The 16,397-nt window shown below is 62.8% G+C and carries 16 protein-coding genes; 11 read left to right on the forward strand and 5 right to left on the reverse strand.

The genetic code is table 11. The features are described 5' to 3' along the window. Positions 1–26: 26 nt before the first annotated feature. Both Q362_RS0114160 and Q362_RS0114165 read right to left on the reverse strand, forming a co-directional pair. Positions 27–812, reverse strand: a complete 786-nt coding sequence (locus Q362_RS0114160; RefSeq protein ID WP_028319223.1) for a histidinol-phosphatase — start codon at positions 810–812, stop codon at positions 27–29. Between the two features lie 50 nt (positions 813–862). Continuing rightward, the gene (locus Q362_RS0114165; RefSeq protein ID WP_028319224.1) at positions 863–1,060 is read right to left on the reverse strand and encodes a hypothetical protein; all 198 of its coding nucleotides are present in this window, start codon (positions 1,058–1,060) and stop codon (positions 863–865) included. 297 nt (positions 1,061–1,357) lie between these two features. On the opposite strand from Q362_RS0114165, the gene Q362_RS20840 reads away from it, so the two are divergent. Beyond that, the gene (locus Q362_RS20840; protein ID WP_035216860.1) at positions 1,358–2,314 is read left to right on the forward strand and encodes a YkgJ family cysteine cluster protein; all 957 of its coding nucleotides are present in this window, start codon (positions 1,358–1,360) and stop codon (positions 2,312–2,314) included. A gap of 151 nt (positions 2,315–2,465) precedes the next feature. On the opposite strand, the gene nifJ is transcribed toward Q362_RS20840, so the two are convergent. Together nifJ and Q362_RS0114180 are read right to left on the reverse strand one after the other, a co-directional pair. Then, a complete protein-coding gene (gene nifJ / locus Q362_RS0114175; protein ID WP_028319225.1) occupies positions 2,466–6,041 on the reverse strand; it encodes a pyruvate:ferredoxin (flavodoxin) oxidoreductase in 3,576 nt (1,191 codons plus the stop codon). 590 nt (positions 6,042–6,631) lie between these two features. Further along, positions 6,632–6,811: a hypothetical protein gene (locus Q362_RS0114180; protein ID WP_028319226.1), complete on the reverse strand. Its 180-nt coding sequence runs from the start codon at positions 6,809–6,811 to the stop codon at positions 6,632–6,634. Positions 6,812–7,047: 236 nt separating this feature from the next. Here Q362_RS0114180 and Q362_RS20845 point away from each other — a divergent pair, with 236 nt between their 5' ends. The 10 genes from Q362_RS20845 to Q362_RS20870 all read left to right on the forward strand — a co-directional run bounded on the left by Q362_RS20845 (position 7,048) and on the right by Q362_RS20870 (position 16,122). Beyond that, positions 7,048–8,262, forward strand: coding sequence for a deoxyguanosinetriphosphate triphosphohydrolase family protein (locus Q362_RS20845; RefSeq protein ID WP_051554349.1), 1,215 nt, complete (start codon positions 7,048–7,050; stop codon positions 8,260–8,262). Continuing rightward, on the forward strand, positions 8,247–10,028 hold the full coding sequence (locus Q362_RS20850; RefSeq protein ID WP_035216861.1) for a chloride channel protein: 1,782 nt from the start codon (positions 8,247–8,249) through the stop codon (positions 10,026–10,028). The genes Q362_RS20845 and Q362_RS20850 overlap by 16 nt, the downstream gene beginning before the upstream one ends. 35 nt (positions 10,029–10,063) lie before the next feature. Further along, on the forward strand, positions 10,064–10,432 hold the full coding sequence (locus tag Q362_RS20855; protein ID WP_051554350.1) for a RapZ C-terminal domain-containing protein: 369 nt from the start codon (positions 10,064–10,066) through the stop codon (positions 10,430–10,432). Positions 10,433–10,504: 72 nt separating this feature from the next. Continuing rightward, positions 10,505–10,813, forward strand: coding sequence for a phasin family protein (locus Q362_RS0114200; protein WP_028319227.1), 309 nt, complete (start codon positions 10,505–10,507; stop codon positions 10,811–10,813). Between the two features lie 6 nt (positions 10,814–10,819). Beyond that, on the forward strand, positions 10,820–12,517 hold the full coding sequence (locus Q362_RS0114205) for an ABC1 kinase family protein (protein ID WP_028319228.1): 1,698 nt from the start codon (positions 10,820–10,822) through the stop codon (positions 12,515–12,517). Positions 12,518–12,609: 92 nt separating this feature from the next. Then, a complete protein-coding gene (locus Q362_RS20860; protein WP_051554351.1) occupies positions 12,610–13,038 on the forward strand; it encodes a MerR family transcriptional regulator in 429 nt (142 codons plus the stop codon). Positions 13,039–13,131: 93 nt separating this feature from the next. After that, positions 13,132–14,385, forward strand: coding sequence for an MFS transporter (locus tag Q362_RS20865; protein WP_084312780.1), 1,254 nt, complete (start codon positions 13,132–13,134; stop codon positions 14,383–14,385). Between the two features lie 264 nt (positions 14,386–14,649). Further along, positions 14,650–14,853, forward strand: a complete 204-nt coding sequence (locus Q362_RS0114220; RefSeq protein ID WP_028319229.1) for a hypothetical protein — start codon at positions 14,650–14,652, stop codon at positions 14,851–14,853. A 285-nt stretch (positions 14,854–15,138) separates the two neighbouring features. Further along, entirely contained in the window at positions 15,139–15,546 is a 408-nt protein-coding gene (locus tag Q362_RS0114225) for a carboxymuconolactone decarboxylase family protein (RefSeq protein ID WP_028319230.1), read from the forward strand. A gap of 60 nt (positions 15,547–15,606) precedes the next feature. Next, a complete protein-coding gene (locus Q362_RS20870) occupies positions 15,607–16,122 on the forward strand; it encodes an SDR family NAD(P)-dependent oxidoreductase (RefSeq protein WP_035216885.1) in 516 nt (171 codons plus the stop codon). Here Q362_RS20870 and Q362_RS0114235 read toward each other — a convergent pair. Beyond that, positions 16,123–16,397, reverse strand: a 275-nt coding sequence (locus tag Q362_RS0114235) for a transposase (protein WP_028319231.1), incomplete at its 5' end; no start/stop codon positions are given.

Raw genomic sequence — 16,397 nt, forward strand, 5'->3', positions numbered from 1 at the left:
CCGGTGCCGGTGCGGGACGGGATGACTCACGCCGGGAGGACGGCGAGAAGGTCCGGCAACCGCTTGAAATGCCGGCCGACCTCGGCGGGATGATGGGCATCGGAGCCGGCGCGGAGGGGAATGTTGCGGCGCAACGCCTCGGTCACGATCCAGCCGGCGGGAAAGGGCGTGCCCCGATAGTCGAATCCCGAGGTGTTGATTTCCAAGGCCACGCTGTGCGCCTGCATGGCGTCCAGCAGCTCCCCGATCTGCCGCCGGTGGTCGTCGTTGAACCGGATGCCGGGGAGGTGGCGCAGGACCGCGTCGAGGTGGCAGAGGACATCGCAGTCCAGGGTCGCCACCGCCTCGGTCAGGGCAGCGAAATAGGCGGTGACCACCGCATCGGCGCCGATGGCCGCCAGTTGGTCCAGGCTCTGCCGTCGCCGGCTGAGCAGGTTGAGGTGGACGTCGCCGTGGCGGTGGAAATGGCAGGACAGGCCGACGCGCTCGACCGGGTAGCGGGCCAGCCGCCTTCGAATGGCCTCGGCAGCTTCGGGATTGTACCCGGTCTCCACCCCCAGCTTGATGTCTATCACCTCGCGGTATTGTTGTTTCAGCCGTTCCCCCTCCCGGAAATACAGGGCAAAATCCGCATCGTCGAGCCAGCTGCGCGGCTGATAGCGGATCTCCGTCTCCAGGTGTTCAAGGAAAACGAGCGTGGTCAGGCCGCGCTCGACCGCCTGCTGGACATATTCCTCCATCTCGCCGACGGCATGGTTGCAGAGCCGGGTATGGACATGGCCATCTTCGCGGATGTCGATCAGGGACGTCATGCGATGTGCAAACGGAAGGGAAGGAGCGGAAACGGAGACGTGCTCGGGGCTCAGGCGTTGCCTCGGGGAAAGAAATGGAGGACACCGTCGATATCGGAGGTATCGCAGATGTCGCCGAATTCCATGTCAAAATCGATGAAACCGTCAAAACCGTTCATCTCGACGGAAAAAGTGGGGCCATCGGGGAGATGATAAATCAGGGTGTTGACCTTGCTGAGGTCGACGTGGTTGGCGAAAAATTTTTTCATGGACGACTCTTGGCGGCGGAGAGAAAGAACTGATTATTCCTTAGCAGGTTTGCGGGGGAAATAACATAAAATAACGACCACGGAGGAGGACTTTTTTGGCAAAAGGCGACAGGGGTCCGGCGGTCGGTTGGCCGGTGGTGCCCCGTCCGGTTGCCTTCCGTCTGCGTCCGGGAAGAAAGGAGGCGGAATTCCGATAAGGTTTGACACCGAAAGAGGGCATGGTAAAATAACCGGCTCCGTATCCGGCCGCGCCACGGGCGCGGAATCCGACTTTACTCGCACAGCAAGAGGTGCCGCATGGCGATTGACGAATATAGTGATGCCGAACTCGATTTTATCAAGTCCACCGATAAAAATCCGTCCAACATTCTTCCGGAAAAACTGACGCTGGCCTCGCATCTCCGGTTCGACTGTCACCCCGGGGTCAGCTGCTTCACGGCCTGCTGCCACAACATCAAGATCATTCTCACCCCGTACGATATCCTCGTTCTCCGCCGGCGGCTCGGCATGGCGGCCCACGAATTCATCACCGAGTACACCGAGCCGACCTATCTGGAAAAGACCGATATGCCGGGGGTGCAGATCAAGCTGGCGGGCGAGAAGAACGGCTGCCCTTTTGTGACCCCGGAAGGGTGCACGGTGTATGCGGACCGGCCCTCGGCCTGCCGCTACTACCCGGTGGGCATGGCCGATTTTCACGAAGGCGGCACCAACGATGCGGCCGAGGAGAAATTCTTCTTCCTGGTCAAGGAACCGCACTGCAAGGGACACGAGGAGCCCAAGCGCTGGACCATCGGCGAGTGGCGGGCCGATCAGGGGGTCGATCTGCGCGACGAAATGAACAAGGAATGGCTTCGTCTGATCATGCGGCGCAAATCCTTCGGTCTTCAGGCCACCCTGAGCGAGGCCGCCAAGCGGATGTTCTTCATGGCCTCCACCGACCTCGACACCTTCCGCAAATTCATCTTCGAAAGCTCGTTTCTGGAAACCTATGAGATCGATCCGGAGACTCTGGCCAAAATCAGGGAAGACGACGTGGAACTGATGCTGTTTTCCTTCAAGTATTTAGCCAACACCCTGTTCGGGGCGCCGGGATTGACCATCAGGGAAGAGAAGATCAAGGCCAAGGTTGGGGAGATCAAAAAACGGCAGGACGAAGCGCTGCTGGCTGCCGAGCGAGAGTATGAAGAACTGAAGGCCGAACGGGACCGCATGCTCAGGGAGCGCGAGGAGAGCTCCGCCCAGAAGAAATAAGCCGGAATTCTGACGGCATCACAACGGAATGGGGCCTGTTCGGCCCCATTTTTTTTGCCGCCGCCGTGGCGGGTCGGCAGAAAGGAACACAAAAGCCCCGCCGGTGCGCACCGGCGGGGCTTTTTCACTTCACATCAAAAGCGCGGACGGTTTATTCCGTCTCCAGGGCCTTGGCCCAACCCTTGAGCAGTTTCCAGGATTTCTCCACATCCTTCTGCGACTGAGCCATCAACTCTTCCGCATGGGCCGGATTGGAGAGCTTCAGCATCCGGTAGCGGTTTTCGTTCATGGCATAGTCGGCAAAGGTGATGGTCGGTTCCTTGGAATCGATGGTCATCGGGTTCTTGCCTTCGGCCTCGAGTGCCGGGTTGTAGCGGAACAGCGACCAGTGACCGCACTCGACCGCCTTCTTCTGCTGCTCCAGACCCATGGCCATGTTGATGCCGTGGTTGATGCAGTGGGCGTAGGCGATGATCAGGGACGGACCGTCATAGGCCTCGGCCTCCTGAATGGCCTTGATGGCCTGCTGCGGATTGGCACCGATCGAGATCCGAGCGACATAAACCGTGCCGAAGGTGGAGAAGATCAGGCCCATGTTCTTCTTGGGCATGCTCTTGCCGCCAGCGGCAAACTGAGCGACCGCGGCCCGCGGGGTGGACTTGGACATCTGCCCGCCGGTGTTGGAGTAGACCTCGGTATCCAGCACCAGGATGTTGACGTTCTTGCCGGAGGCCAGCACGTGATCGACACCGCCGTAACCGATGTCGTAGGCCCAACCGTCGCCGCCGATGATCCAGACGGACTTCTTCACCAGGTAGTCGGCCACATGGTAGAGCCGTTTGGCGACGGCGTCCTTCTTGCCTTCGATGGCAGCCTTCAACTCGGCCACGCGAGCGCGCTGGGCCTCGATCTCTCCCTGCTCCTTCTGCGGGGCGCTGGTCAGGGCGTCGGCCAACTCTTTGGCGACCAGACCTTCCTTGACAGCGGCTTCCAGCAGCTCGACCGCCTGGCTGGCCAGTTTGTCGACCGCCTGGCGCATGCCCAGGCCGTGCTCGGCGTTATCCTCGAACAGCGAGTTGGACCAGGCCGGACCACGGCCGTCGGCGCGCGTGCAGTACGGGGTGGTGGGCAGGTTGCCGGAGTAGATCGAGGAGCAGCCGGTGGCGTTGGAGGCCAGCATCCGGTCGCCGATCATCTGGGTGACCAGCTTGATGTACGGGGTCTCGCCGCAGCCGGCGCAGGCGCCGGAGAACTCGAACAGCGGCCGTTTGAACTGGCTGCCCTTGATGGTGCCGACGTTGATCAGGCTGTCGTCGACCTCGGGCAGGGCCAGGAAGGCCTTCCAGGTCTTCTGGGATTCCTGCTTGACCTCCTCGGTGTTCATGACCATGGACAGGGCGCGGATCTCGGTCTTGTTGCCTTCGGCATCCTTCTTGCGGGCCGGGCAGACGGTGACGCACAGGGTACAGCCACAGCAGTCGGCAGTGGAGATCTGCATGGTGAACTTCATGCCCTTGAACTCCTTGCCGGCCGCGTCGGCGGTCTTGAAGGAGGCGTCGGCACCGGCTGCCTGGAGCGCCTCGGGCGTGGCCACTTTCATGCGGATGCAGGCATGCGGGCAGACCAGCGAGCAGCGGCCGCACTGGATGCAGGTGTCCGCATCCCAGCAGGAAACCTGCACGGCGATGTTGCGCTTCTCCCACTGGGAGGTGCCGGTCGGCCAGCGGCCATCGTTCGGGAACTGGGAAACCGGGATGTCCTCGCCGTGGCCTTCCATCATCTTGGCGGTGACGTTCTTGACGAAGTCCGGAGCCTCGGGGGAAACGATCGGCGGCATCTCGTGGCCGGTGACCTTCTTGGGCACCTTGACCTCGACGATGTTCTCGATGGCGCCGTCAACCGCACCGTAGTTCATGTTGACGACCTTGTCGCCCTTGATGCCGTAGGTTTTCTTGATGGCCTTCTTGATCGACTTGATCGCATCGTCCTTGCTGATGATGCCGGAGATGACGAAGAAGGCGGTCTGCATGATCATGTTGATGCGGGCGCCCAGGCCGAGGGCCAGGGCCAGTTTGACCGCGTCGATGATGTAGAATTTGACCTTCTTCTCGATCATCTGCTTCTGTACCAGGGAGGGCAGGTGATCCCAGATCTCGTCCTTGGAGTAGGTGGTGGTCAGCAGGAAGGTGCCGCCCTGCTCCAGGTTGGCCAGCATGTCATAGGTGTCGAGGAAGGCCGGGTTGTGACAGGCGACGAAGTTGGCCTTGTTGATCAGGTACGGGGCGACGATCTGGTTCTTGCCGAAGCGCAGGTGCGAAACGGTCATGGAGCCGGACTTCTTGGAGTCGTACACGAAGTAACCCTGGGCCGAGTTGCTGGTCTCCTCGCCGATGATCTTGATGGTGTTCTTGTTGGCGCCGACCGTGCCGTCGGAACCCAGGCCGTAGAACAGGGCGCGGAAGACGTCCTTGCCTTCGATGTTGAAGGATTTGTCGTAGGCGAGGCTGGTGAAGGCGACGTCGTCGTTCGGGCCGACGCAGAATTTTTTCTTCGGCGCGAAGGATGCCATGTTGTCGTAGATCGCCTTGACCATGGTCGGGGTGAACTCGGCGGAACCCAGGCCGTAGCGGCCGTTGAGGATAACCGGCACGAACATGGTGGGGTTGGCCTCGGCGGCCTCGGTGATGGCGGCGCGGACATCGAGGTAGAGCGGGTCGCCGTTGGAGCCCGGCTCCTTGGTGCGATCCATGACGGTGATGCGCTCGACGGTCGGCGGCAGGGCGTTGACCATGGCCTTCGGGTCGAACGGGCGGAACAGGCGGACGATCACCAGGCCGACCTTCTTGCCCTCGGCGATCAGGTGCTCGACGGTGGAGGCCACGGTCAGGGCGCCGGAACCCATGATGACGACGACGTCGGTGGCATCCGGGGCGCCGATGTAGTCGAACAGGTGATACTGGCGGCCGGTGAGGGCGGCGAATTTATCCATGGTGGCCTGGACGATGCCCGGAATCGCATCGTAATACTTGTTCACGGTCTCACGGCCGATGAAGTACACGTCGGGGTTCTGAGCGGTACCGCCGAGGGTGGGCCGATCCGGGGTCAGGGCGCGCTGGCGGTGCTTGATGATCAGGTCCTCGTCGATCATGGCGCGCATGTCGTCGAAGGTCAGCTGCTCGATCTTCATGACCTCGTGGGAGGTCCGGAAACCGTCGAAGAAGTGCAGGAACGGAATGCTGGCCTGCAGGGTGGCGGAGGTGGAGATCAGCGCCATATCCTGGCATTCCTGCACGTCCTGGGAGCAGAGCATGGCCCAGCCGGTCTGGCGGACGGCCATGACGTCGCCGTGGTCGCCGAAGATGGACAGGCCCTGGCAGGCGATGGCGCGGGCGGTGACATGGAAAACGGTGGGCAGCAGCTCGCCGGCGATCTTGTACATGTTGGGGATCAGCAGGAGAAGACCCTGGGATGCGGTGAAGGTGGTGCACAGCGCGCCGGCGCCCAGCGAACCGTGCACGGAACCGGCCACGCCGGCCTCGGACTGCATCTGGGTGATGACCGGAATGGAGCCCCAGATGTTTTCCTGTTTGGCATTGGCCTTGGCGTCGGATTCGGCAGCCATCGGGGAGGATGGCGTAATGGGGTAGATCGTGATGACTTCACTGGTGGCATACGCGACATGCGTACACGCCTGGTTTCCGTCAATGGTGACCATTTTTCGCGACATAAGATCATTCTCCTTACACGGTGGTTGGTGTTCGCCGGCAGGTGGTTGACTGCCGGAAACGGTTAAAGATGAACGCTATGACAAGAAGCTCCTGCGGAACTTCACAAACGCATGTCGAGCCTGATCTGGTCTGCCGCGGTTATGAACCGCTTCGCTGGAAGGGGGAGGGCAAACAGTCTGTTTCAGTTGCAACTGGAGGTGACGTCCGGCGCCGGTCCGGTTGCCGTCACGGGTGATTCGCTTCCCATCCGGTTGTCTCAATCTCCCGCCCCAGATCAGAGCGGTTCCGCCTCAACTGCACAGAAAAACATCCATTTCCGGCCCAGCGCAGGGCCGAGACAATGAATTGGCATTCAGTTCTTTTTGGTGGGGCACGATAAACCAAAAAATAGCATTATGCAATGCTAAAGCGATGGCAAAAACCCATCCATTTGCAACGAGTTGTCGACAACGGTCAAGGTCGGGAAAAGGCCGCGTTCCTTCAGATCGGCACGGGCGGGAAACGGGGAGGGAAGAGGACCCTGCCGCCCGGACCGCGGCGGCAGGGGGGCGCCCTCTTCCTGAAAAGGGGAGGGCCGGACAAGGGTCGGTTATTCGTCGATTTCCACCAGGAAATCCTTGATCTTGTCGTACAGCGATTCAGGGATTTCCGTGCCGTACATGAATTGTTCGGCTTCCTCGCCGGTGATGGTCGCCTTGATCTCCGCGGGCAGGGAGCGGAGCAGGGCCACCTTGGCCGGATCGGGGGGATGTTTTCTCTGTTCTGACATGGCGCCTGCACCCTGGTTGTGGTCTTCGTATCCGGAGGCGAGTGCGGTCGCTCTCCGCCTTGTTTCCAATAGTAAGGAAACGGCGCGGACAGGACAAGGGCAGGGGGCGGATTTTCACGGCACGGCACCGGCCCCGGCTTCGGTCCGGGCGGCCTGGGCGCCGGCTGAAATCTGTTTTATTCGCCAGGGGTTTTTGGTATGTTCGTGCTTTCCGCGAGGCGGCCGGAGAGAGAGGTATGATCGAACGACAGGCAGGACATCATCAGGACTGGTTGCACGCCGTGCGGCGGGAGCTGGACGAGCGCGAACAAGCCGTGCTCGCCCCCTTGGCCTGCGCCAGCCGCCAGGCCGTCCGCCGGGTCGAGGAAAGGCTGGCCGACCATCGCCAGGCCTTTGCCCAGGATGCGGACCGCATCCTCCACTCCAGGGCCTACACCCGCTACATCGACAAGACCCAGGTTTTCTCCCTGGTGGACAACGACCATATCAGCCACCGGGTGCTGCACGTGCAGCTGGTGTCGCGCATCGGCCGCACCATCGGCCGGTTCCTCGGGCTGAACGAAGACCTGATCGAGGCCGTCGCCCTGGGGCACGACATCGGCCATCCGCCCTTCGGCCACGAGGGCGAGCGCATGTTGTCGAAAATCTGCCGGCGCCACGGCCTGGCATCCTTTCAGCACAACATCCAGTCGGTGCAGTTTCTCGACCGGTTCGAGCGCGGCGGCGCGGGCTGGAACCTCACCCTCCAGGTGCTGGACGGCATCCTCTGCCACGACGGCGAGGTCCATGCCCGGCATCTTCGGCCCGACCGGCGCAAGGATTTCGCCGGCCATGACCGGGAGATCGCGGCCAAGCTGGCCGATCCCGCCCTGCCGCTGGTGCCGATGACCCTGGAGGGATGCGTGGTCCGGCTGGCCGACACCATCGCCTATATCGGCCGCGATTTTGAGGATGCCATCGAACTGGGGCTGGTCGTCCGCGACGAGATTCCCGAGCCGTGCCGTCGCGTGCTCGGCGCCAGCAACGGCACCATCGTCTACACCCTGGTGACCGATCTCCTGGCCAGCAGCGCCCAGGTCCGCGGGGCGGCCGCGGACGATGCCGACAGCGACTGCATCGGCTTCAGCGAGGAGGTGGGGGCGGCGCTTAGCCAGCTCAAGGAGTTCAATTACCGGCGGATCTACGCCAACCCGGCCTTCAAGCCCGATTTCGACAGAATCCAGGAGTGCTACGAGCGATTGTTCGCCCATTACCTCGATCTGGCGCAGCGGGCGGCGCACGAGGGCATCGACCGAAGCTTCCTCCGATCGATGTCGCCCGCCTATGTGGCCAGCCACAGCCCGGCCGCCATGGTGCGCGACTACTTGGCCGGCATGACCGACGCCTATTTCCTGCGCCAGGCCGCAGCCATCGGCTGCGCCATTCCGGAGCGGCTATGCTTACCAAAATGAAACGATTCCTTCCGGGAGAGCGGGCGCGGATGATCCTGATCGCGGCCTGCATCGGCGTCATGTCCGGGGTGGCCATCATCGTCTTCCGCGAGGCGGTGGATCTCGTCCACGAGATCATTTTCGTCTGGGGCCACGAGGTTCTCCGGATCGGCGAGGGCGGCTGGCGGCGGCTGTTGCTGCCGTTTTTGCCCATGGCCGGCGCGGCCCTGCTCATTCCGCTGTCCCTGGCCTTTCCCGGCAGGGTCAACGGCTACGGCTTCACGGCCTTTCTGCGCCGGGTCAACCTGGAAAACGGGGTGATCCGGGCCCGCAACATCTTCATCAAGATCATCGCCACCGCCCTGACCATCGGCAGCGGCAATTCGGCCGGGGTGGAAGGGCCGATCGCCCAGATCGGCGGCGCCCTCGGTTCGCAGGTCGGGCAGCGGTTCCGGGTCTCGGGCAAGCGGATGAAGGTCTACATCGCCGCCGGATGCGCCGGCGGCATCGCCGGCATTTTCAACGCCCCGCTGGCCGGCATGTTCTTCGCCGCGGAGATCGTCCTGCTCGGTACCTACGAGATTTCCTCCTTCTCCGCGCTGGTGATCGCCTCGGCGCTGTCCACCGTGGTGTCGCGAGCCTACTACGGCACGGTGCCCGCCTTTCCCATTCCGGACTACACCATTGTCAACGCCTTTGTCGAGATTCCGCTCTACACCCTGATGGCGGTGATCGTCGGGGTGACGGCGGTGCTGCACATCCGCTTTTTCTACCTGATCCGCGACCGGTTCCGGCGGCTGCGTCTCCACGACCAGATCAAACCCATCCTCGGCGCCCTGCTGGTCGGCTGCATCGGCATCTTCTTTCCCCAGGTGATGGGCAACGGCTACGACTACATCGCCAAGGCCCTGGCCGGCGAGACCCTGGTGTGGCGGATGATGGTGCTGGTCTTTCTCAAGTCGCTGGCCACGGCCCTCACCCTGGGTTCGGGCGGCGCCGGCGGCGTCTTCGCCCCGGCCCTGTTCATCGGCGCGGTCCTCGGCGGAGCCTACGGCGGCATCGTCCACCACTTTCTCCCCGAAACCACCGCCGCCGCCGGGGCCTACGCCACGGTGGGCATCGGCGCCTTCCTCGCCGCCACCACCCACGCGCCCCTGACCGCCATCTTTCTCCTTTTCGAGATGACCGGCAACTACATGATCATCATCCCGGTGATGGTGGCCGCGGTGGTGGGCACCGTCACCTCCTCCTGGCTCTACGGCGACTCCATGGACACCGTCGACTTCACCCGCGAGGGCATCGACATCCACGAGGGCCGCGAGGTGGCGATCCTCAAATCGATCCGGGTGGGCAAGGCGATCACCGAGGATGTCGATTTCATCAGCGAAAACGCCAACATCAATCACCTGCTCGAACTGTTCCGCTTCGCCCGCAACAGTTTCTACTTTCCGGTGGTCAACGACAAGGGGCTGATGGTGGGCGTGGTGTCGATGCAGGACGTCAAGACCATCCTTCACAGCGAGGAGGAGCGCGTCTGCCACCTGGTGGGTGCCATCTGCGCCCGCGACGTGATCATGCTCACCCCGGACACCAACTGCTACGAGGCCATGCAACTGTTCGACATCAAGGGGATCGACGAGATTCCGGTGGTGGAGAGCCTGGCGGAGCCCTGGGTGCTCGGCATGCTCAAGCGCCAGGACGTGATCACCGCCTACAACCACGAGATGCTCAAGCGCGGCATCAACGAGCGGGCCGAGTCCATCCGCATGATCTGCTCGGCCGGCTGACCGCGGACGACGGCCACGCCGCAAAGGAATCTATCGTGAACATCACCCTGTTTTCCTTCGGTTTCAAGCACGGCCATCCCCAGGCCGACCTGATGTGGGATGTCCGCTTCCTGCCCAATCCGCACTGGGAGCCGGAACTGCGGCCCCACACCGGCCTGGAGCCCGAGGTGGCCGACTATGCGCTCGCCAATGCGTCCGGCGAGCGGTTTCTGGCCCTGCTCGATCCCCTGTTGCTCTTCCTGATCGACGAATATGCGGCCAGCGGGCGCGCATCGCTCAGCCTGGCTGTGGGCTGCACCGGCGGCAAGCATCGTTCGGTGGCCGTGGTGGAGCATCTGCGGACGCTGTTGGCGGCAAAGGGATATGCGCCCGAGGTGTGTCATCGCGATATCGGCAAGGAATAGGGTGCGCTGGCGGCGTACAGGTCCTATAGTGGAAGAAATGGCATTCCCCTTTCATGCACAGTGGAGGCAACCATGAAGGAACTGTTGAAAAACGTGTTTTATGCCGGTATCGGCGCCGCGTTCCTCACCAAGGAGAAGATCGAGGAGCTGAAAGGCGACCTGATTGAAAAGGGCAAGATGTCGCAGGAGGAGGGCAAACAGTTTGTCGACGATCTCCTGCGCAGGTCGGAGAAGGCCAAGGACCAGCTCGATCTGTGGATCAACAAGCGGGTCGAGGACCGGATCAGGCAGCTCAACCTGGCCACCAAGGACGAAATCGCCGAGTTGCAGCGCAAGATCGAGGAATTGCAGGTGGCGATCAATCGGGGCAACGGCGACTGATCGCCCATGTTCAGCATCAGGAAGCTCGGAGCCATCGGGCGGACCTACCGCCACCTCAACCGCTACCACCGCATCCTGCGGGTGCTGTTCAAATACGGCTTCAACGACCTGGTCGACCGGCTGCACATCGATCAGTACCTGGAGTCCGGCCTGCAAATGATCAACCGCAAGCCGCGGGAGCAGATCGCCCGGCTCTCGCGGCCGGAGCGGTTGCGGCTGGTGTTCGAGGAGTTGGGGCCGACCTTCATCAAGCTCGGCCAACTGCTCTCCACCCGGCCCGACCTGATTCCCGCCGATTTCCTTGGCGAACTGGCCAAGCTCCAGGACGACATCCCGCCCTTTTCCGTGGACGAGGTGCGTACCATCCTCAAGGAGGAGCTGGGGCGCTACCCCGAGGAAATTTTTCATTATTTCGATGTCGAACCGCTGGCGGCCGCCTCCATCGGCCAGGTGCACCGGGCCCGGATGGACGACGGCGCCGAGGTGGTGGTCAAGGTGCAGCGGCCGGGCATCGAGAACGTCATCGCCGTCGACCTGGAGATCCTGGCCCACATCGCCGAGCTGATGGAGCAGTACCTGGAGGAGGTGCAGGGGCACCAGCCCATGGCCATCGTCCACGAGTTCGCCCGCAGCCTGAGCCGGGAGATCGACTTTTCCGTGGAGCTGGCCAACATCCAGCGCTTTGCCCGCCAGTTCGAGGACAACCCCGCCATCCATGTGCCGCTGGTCTATCCGGAGCTGAGCACCGACCGGGTGCTGGTCATGGAGTACGTGCTCGGCATCAAGTCGTCCAGGGTCGGGGCGCTGCGCGAGCAGGGCTACGATCTCTCCCTGATCGCCGAGCGCGGCGCCAATCTGGTGATGGAGCAGATCTTCGTGCACGGCTTCTTCCATGCCGACCCTCATCCGGGCAACGTTTTCATCCTGCCGGACAACGTGGTCTGCTTCATCGATTTCGGCCAGATGGGGCGGCTGTCGCTCAGGGACCGGGAGGATTTCACCGACCTGGTGCTCGATCTGGTGGCCGGCAACGAGCAGAACATCGTCACCGGCGTGCTCAAGGTCACGGTGCAACTGGGCGAGATCGACCGGGACAACCTGGCCAGGGATCTGGCCGGCCTGATGGACATGTATCTCTATCGCCCCCTGGGGGACCTGGAAGCCGGCAAGATCCTCCAGGACCTGCTCGACCTGGTTTCCCGGCACAAGCTGTCGTTCAAGCCGAGTTTCTACCAGATGCTCAAGGCCCTGACCACGGTGGAGGGGCTGGGGCTGATGCTCGACCCCAGGCTGGAGCTGATCCGCCTGGCCGAGCCGTTCATGCGCAAGATCCGCCTGGGCCGGATGCAGCCCGGCCGCCTGGCCTCGGCGCTCACCGACACCGGCCTCTCCTACCTCAATCTGCTGCGCGACCTGCCCGAGGAAGTGCGCACCATCCTGCACCAGTTGCGTAGCGGCCGGATGCGGCTCGAATTCGAGCACAAGGGCCTGCAATCGTTGAGCGTGACCCTCGACCAGGTGTCCAACCGCATCAGCTTCGCCATTGTCCTCGCCGCCCTGATCATCGGCAGCTCCCTCATCCTCCATTCCGGCCTGCCACCCCTCTGGCGCGGCATCCCCATCATCGGCCTGGTCGGCTTCATCGTGGCCGGCCTGATGGGATTCCGCCTCCTGCTCTCCATCCTCCGCCATAGCCGGATGTAGCGACCGGCGCCGGCATCCCGCCCGCGGGTTGACAGGCGACATATTCAGCCGCATATATTCTTAACGTTAACGTTAAAAACAGAAAAAGGACCATGACACAGTTCAAGATTGGCGAAGCCGCAAAACGGGCCGGGTTGACGACCCGTTGCATCCGGTATTACGAGGAACTGGGATTGATGGGGCCGCGGGAACAGCGGCTTGCCGGCAAGAGCAGGACCTTTACCGAGCGCGATGTGGCCCGGCTCAGGAAAATCCAGATGCTCAAGCGGCTCGGGCTTTCGCTCGAGGAAATCGCCCAGGTCATCGACCTCTATTTCACCGATGGCAAGGTGGTCGAGGGCAAGCGGAAGGTGATCGAGATCCTCAGGGCGCACGTCGCGTCGGCGGATGAACGAATCAGGCATCTGGAAGCGTTCAAACAAGACTGCGAGGCGAACGCCGCCCGCCTGGAAACCATTGTCGCCGGTCTGGAGGACGAGCCTGACGGGAAAACCGGGCCGCCTTCTCTGGCCAACGGGTGAACGTTTTCGCAAAAAGCATGTAAGCTGCGCTCCCCCTCCGGAGCGCGCTCCGTTGCCGTCCTGTACCGCACACCTCTCCAAGGAGAAAAATATATGTCCGCATCAAATCCCGCTGCCACGGAGCCCCAGGTCTCGCGCTCCCTGCTCGCCCTGATGGCCGCCTCCTCCGGGGCGGTGGTCGCCAATCTGTACTACAGCCAACCGCTCTTGGCGGAAATCGCCCGCGATTTCAGCCTCACCGGCGCGCAGGTCGGGCTGATTCCGGCCCTCACCCAGATCGGCTACGGCCTTGGGCTGTTGCTGATCACCCCGTTGGGGGACCGGGCTGAACGCCGCCGGCTCATCGTCGTGCTGACGCTGTTGGCCGCACTGAGCCTGGCCGTCACCGGCGCTGTTCGCTCGGCCGTCCTCCTGCTGGGGCTGAATCTCTTGATCGGGCTCCTGTCCGTGGTGCCCCAGGCCATCGTGCCCCTGGTCGCCACCCTGTCCGGGCCGGAAGAACGAAGCAAAAATGTCGGCACCGTGATGAGTGGCCTGCTCCTCGGCATCCTCCTGGCCCGGACGGTGAGCGGCTGCATCGGCGAGTACCTGGGTTGGCGGGCGGTCTATTTCTTTGCGGCCGCGCTCATGCTGGTCTTCGCGCTGCTGCTGCGCCTCATGCTGCCCGCCAGCCGTCCGGAAAACGGGCCGCCCTATATCGAGTTGCTCACCTCGCTGCCGGGCCTGCTCCGCGAACTTCCGGTTCTGCGCGAGGCCGCCGTCAGCGGCGCCCTGCTGTTCGCCGCCTTCAGCGTCTTCTGGAGCACCCTGGTCTTCCAGCTCGAAAGCCTGCCGGCCAATTTCGGCGCGCAGGTTGCCGGCGGTTTCGGTCTGGTCGGCGCGGCCGGCGCCCTGGCCGCCAGTTTCAGCGGGCGCATGGCGCCCCGTCTGGGCGCGCGCCGGCTTGTCGCCGTGGGCAGCGGCATCGTCTTGGCATCGTGGCTGATCATGGGGCTGGGCGGTACCTCCCTGGTGGCGTTGGCCTGCGGCGCGGCCCTGCTCGATCTCGGCGTGCAGGGCGGCCATGTGGCCAACCAGACGCGAATTTTCGCCCTGCGGCCCGAGGCGAGGAGCCGGATCAACACCATCTACATCGTCTCGTTCTTCGTCGGTGGCGCGGGCGGTTCGCTGGCCGGAACCCTGGCCTGGCACGAAGGCGGCTGGCTAGGGGTCTGCCTGCTCGGCAGCCTGCTGATGGCGGCGGCCCTGGTGGCCGGCTGGCTCCTGTCCGGATCGCGGACAGGAGCCGTGCTGGGCGCGATGGTCCGGCAGAGGCGCAACAAAGAGGAGCGGGGAGAAACGGAATGAATATCAGGGCATCCGCCGGGCGGTGCGGCCTTTCGCCGCAACGCGCTCAGTTGTGCTGCCAACGATGACCTGATCGGGAAGGATGGAGACTGCTGTCATCCCAAGGGGCGGAGACGCTTCGGGAAACCGCAAGTGGCGCCACATGCCAAGGAGAAGTATTCCCCCCCTCTTTATCGGAGCCCGACGATGGGTTATATTTGAGGCGTTGTCTTTCTCTTTTCACCAACCACTTTATTTCGGACAGAGTCCAGGGAGAACACATTGATGAAAAAAGTGAGCGAGTCGGCCGGCGACCTGAAGAAACTTATCAAACATGCCATCGCAGACCTTGAGGTCACGCCATCGGAATACCAGCAGATCATGGAGTGTGCCCACTCCGATGGCCATATCGATAAAGAGGAACAAGCCCTCCTGGCCCAATTCCAGACGATGATCGCAAACGGCACCATCAAGAGAGTCAAAGGCTGAGTTGCCCTTGCCCGGCGCACGCCGCTTTTTCCGGCGCCTGCTGCGCAGCATCGGCGCACCCGTATGGATTGCAGGTTGGCACAAAGAGAAGAAGGACTCTCTGCCGCCAAGGACGGGGTGAAGGACCGGAAGAGGCGGCGTGGCGTGGACAACTCGACCAGATGGGGGAATCCGTCATTTTCCCGCGCTGCGCGCGTCGAAATGGCCCCGAAAAAACGCCCTGCGCCTGTGCAGGGCAGGAAAAGAGGGGGCGAATGTCCCCGTTCATATTCAGGGAGGTGTGCCATGGAGAATCAGGATCGGTATCAACGCGGCTGGGACAAACTGCGCGAGATCGACGGCGCGGCGGGCGAGCGGGTGGTGGCGGGACTGCACGATATTGCCCCGGATTTTGCCCGGTATCTCATCGAGTTTCCTTTCGGCGACGTGTATTCGCGGCCGGGGCTCGATCTCAAGTCGCGCGAGATCGCCGTGGTGGCGGCGTTGACGGCGCTCGGCAACGCGGCGCCGCAGCTCAAGGTACACATCAACGGCGCGCTCAACGTCGGTTGCAGCCGGCAGGAGGTGGTGGAGGTCATCATGCAGATGGCGGTGTATGCCGGATTTCCCGCCGCCCTCAACGGCTTGTCCGCGGCCAGGGAGGTTTTCCGGGAGCGCGACGAGGCCGGACAGGCGGAACGGAGCCAATCATAACGGCCCACCTCTGGAAGAAAACACAATATTTTTTCTGCGGAAAAGAACGGAGGCAAGCACATGGCAAACGCAACGCAACAGGCAGGCGGCAAGAGACTGGGCGGCAAGACGGCGATCGTCACCGGCGCCAGCGCCGGCATCGGCCGGGCCACGGCCCTGGCCTTGGCCGGGGAAGGTGCGGCGGTGGTGCTGAACGCCCGGCGGCGGGAACGGCTCGACGAAGTGGCGGCGGTCATTGCCGCCCAGGGGGGCACAGCCCTGGTGGTGCCCGGCGACGCCGGCAGGGCGGAGGAAATCGATGCCCTGCTCGCACAGGCCCTGGCCTGGGCCGATGGCGGCAACAAATACGATATTGTGGTGGTCAATGCCGGCCGGGGTTTGGCGGGCAGCGTGCTGACCAGCGACGAGGCCCAGTGGGAGGCCCTGTACCGAACCAACGTCCTGGGCGCGGCCCACCTGATGCGGCAGGCCGGGCGCTATCTCATGCAGCGGCGGAGCGGCGACATCGTGGCACTCGGTTCGGTGGTCGGCCGCCAGATCTCGCCGGTGAGCGCGGTGTACGGCTCGACCAAGTGATTATCCATAAATAACCATGACCTTGTTCAGGACAATCATGGCGGCTGCCAATGTGTTGAGTGCAATGTACGAGAGATCTGTCTTCTCGTATCGTGGTATCAATTTGCGAAACCGGTTGAACCATGAATGTGCTAACTCAACGACCCAGCGCCGTGCCTTGAACGAAGGATCTCTTTCGATCAATTTTTTCTCTTCGCCTCGTGGGCGGATGTGGGGGATGAAGCCATTGGAGAGTACAGTATCCTCCTTGCCCACATATGCTGCATCAAGGCAGA

This window comes from Desulfobulbus elongatus DSM 2908, from assembly GCF_000621145.1.
Lineage (GTDB): Bacteria > Desulfobacterota > Desulfobulbia > Desulfobulbales > Desulfobulbaceae > Desulfobulbus > Desulfobulbus elongatus.

What these genes read in the sequence shown, in the direction of transcription:
- Q362_RS0114160 (WP_028319223.1), bottom strand. Translation starts at nt 812, where the DNA reads ATGACGTCCCTGATCGACATCCGCGAAGATGGCCATGTCCATACCCGG.
- Q362_RS0114165 (WP_028319224.1), bottom strand. Translation starts at nt 1,060, where the DNA reads ATGAAAAAATTTTTCGCCAACCACGTCGACCTCAGCAAGGTCAACACC.
- Q362_RS20840 (WP_035216860.1), top strand. Translation starts at nt 1,358, where the DNA reads ATGGCGATTGACGAATATAGTGATGCCGAACTCGATTTTATCAAGTCC.
- nifJ (WP_028319225.1), bottom strand. Translation starts at nt 6,041, where the DNA reads ATGTCGCGAAAAATGGTCACCATTGACGGAAACCAGGCGTGTACGCAT.
- Q362_RS0114180 (WP_028319226.1), bottom strand. Translation starts at nt 6,811, where the DNA reads ATGTCAGAACAGAGAAAACATCCCCCCGATCCGGCCAAGGTGGCCCTG.
- Q362_RS20845 (WP_051554349.1), top strand. Translation starts at nt 7,048, where the DNA reads ATGATCGAACGACAGGCAGGACATCATCAGGACTGGTTGCACGCCGTG.
- Q362_RS20850 (WP_035216861.1), top strand. Translation starts at nt 8,247, where the DNA reads ATGCTTACCAAAATGAAACGATTCCTTCCGGGAGAGCGGGCGCGGATG.
- Q362_RS0114200 (WP_028319227.1), top strand. Translation starts at nt 10,505, where the DNA reads ATGAAGGAACTGTTGAAAAACGTGTTTTATGCCGGTATCGGCGCCGCG.
- Q362_RS0114205 (WP_028319228.1), top strand. Translation starts at nt 10,820, where the DNA reads ATGTTCAGCATCAGGAAGCTCGGAGCCATCGGGCGGACCTACCGCCAC.
- Q362_RS20860 (WP_051554351.1), top strand. Translation starts at nt 12,610, where the DNA reads ATGACACAGTTCAAGATTGGCGAAGCCGCAAAACGGGCCGGGTTGACG.
- Q362_RS20865 (WP_084312780.1), top strand. Translation starts at nt 13,132, where the DNA reads ATGTCCGCATCAAATCCCGCTGCCACGGAGCCCCAGGTCTCGCGCTCC.
- Q362_RS0114220 (WP_028319229.1), top strand. Translation starts at nt 14,650, where the DNA reads ATGAAAAAAGTGAGCGAGTCGGCCGGCGACCTGAAGAAACTTATCAAA.
- Q362_RS0114225 (WP_028319230.1), top strand. Translation starts at nt 15,139, where the DNA reads ATGGAGAATCAGGATCGGTATCAACGCGGCTGGGACAAACTGCGCGAG.
- Q362_RS20870 (WP_035216885.1), top strand. Translation starts at nt 15,607, where the DNA reads ATGGCAAACGCAACGCAACAGGCAGGCGGCAAGAGACTGGGCGGCAAG.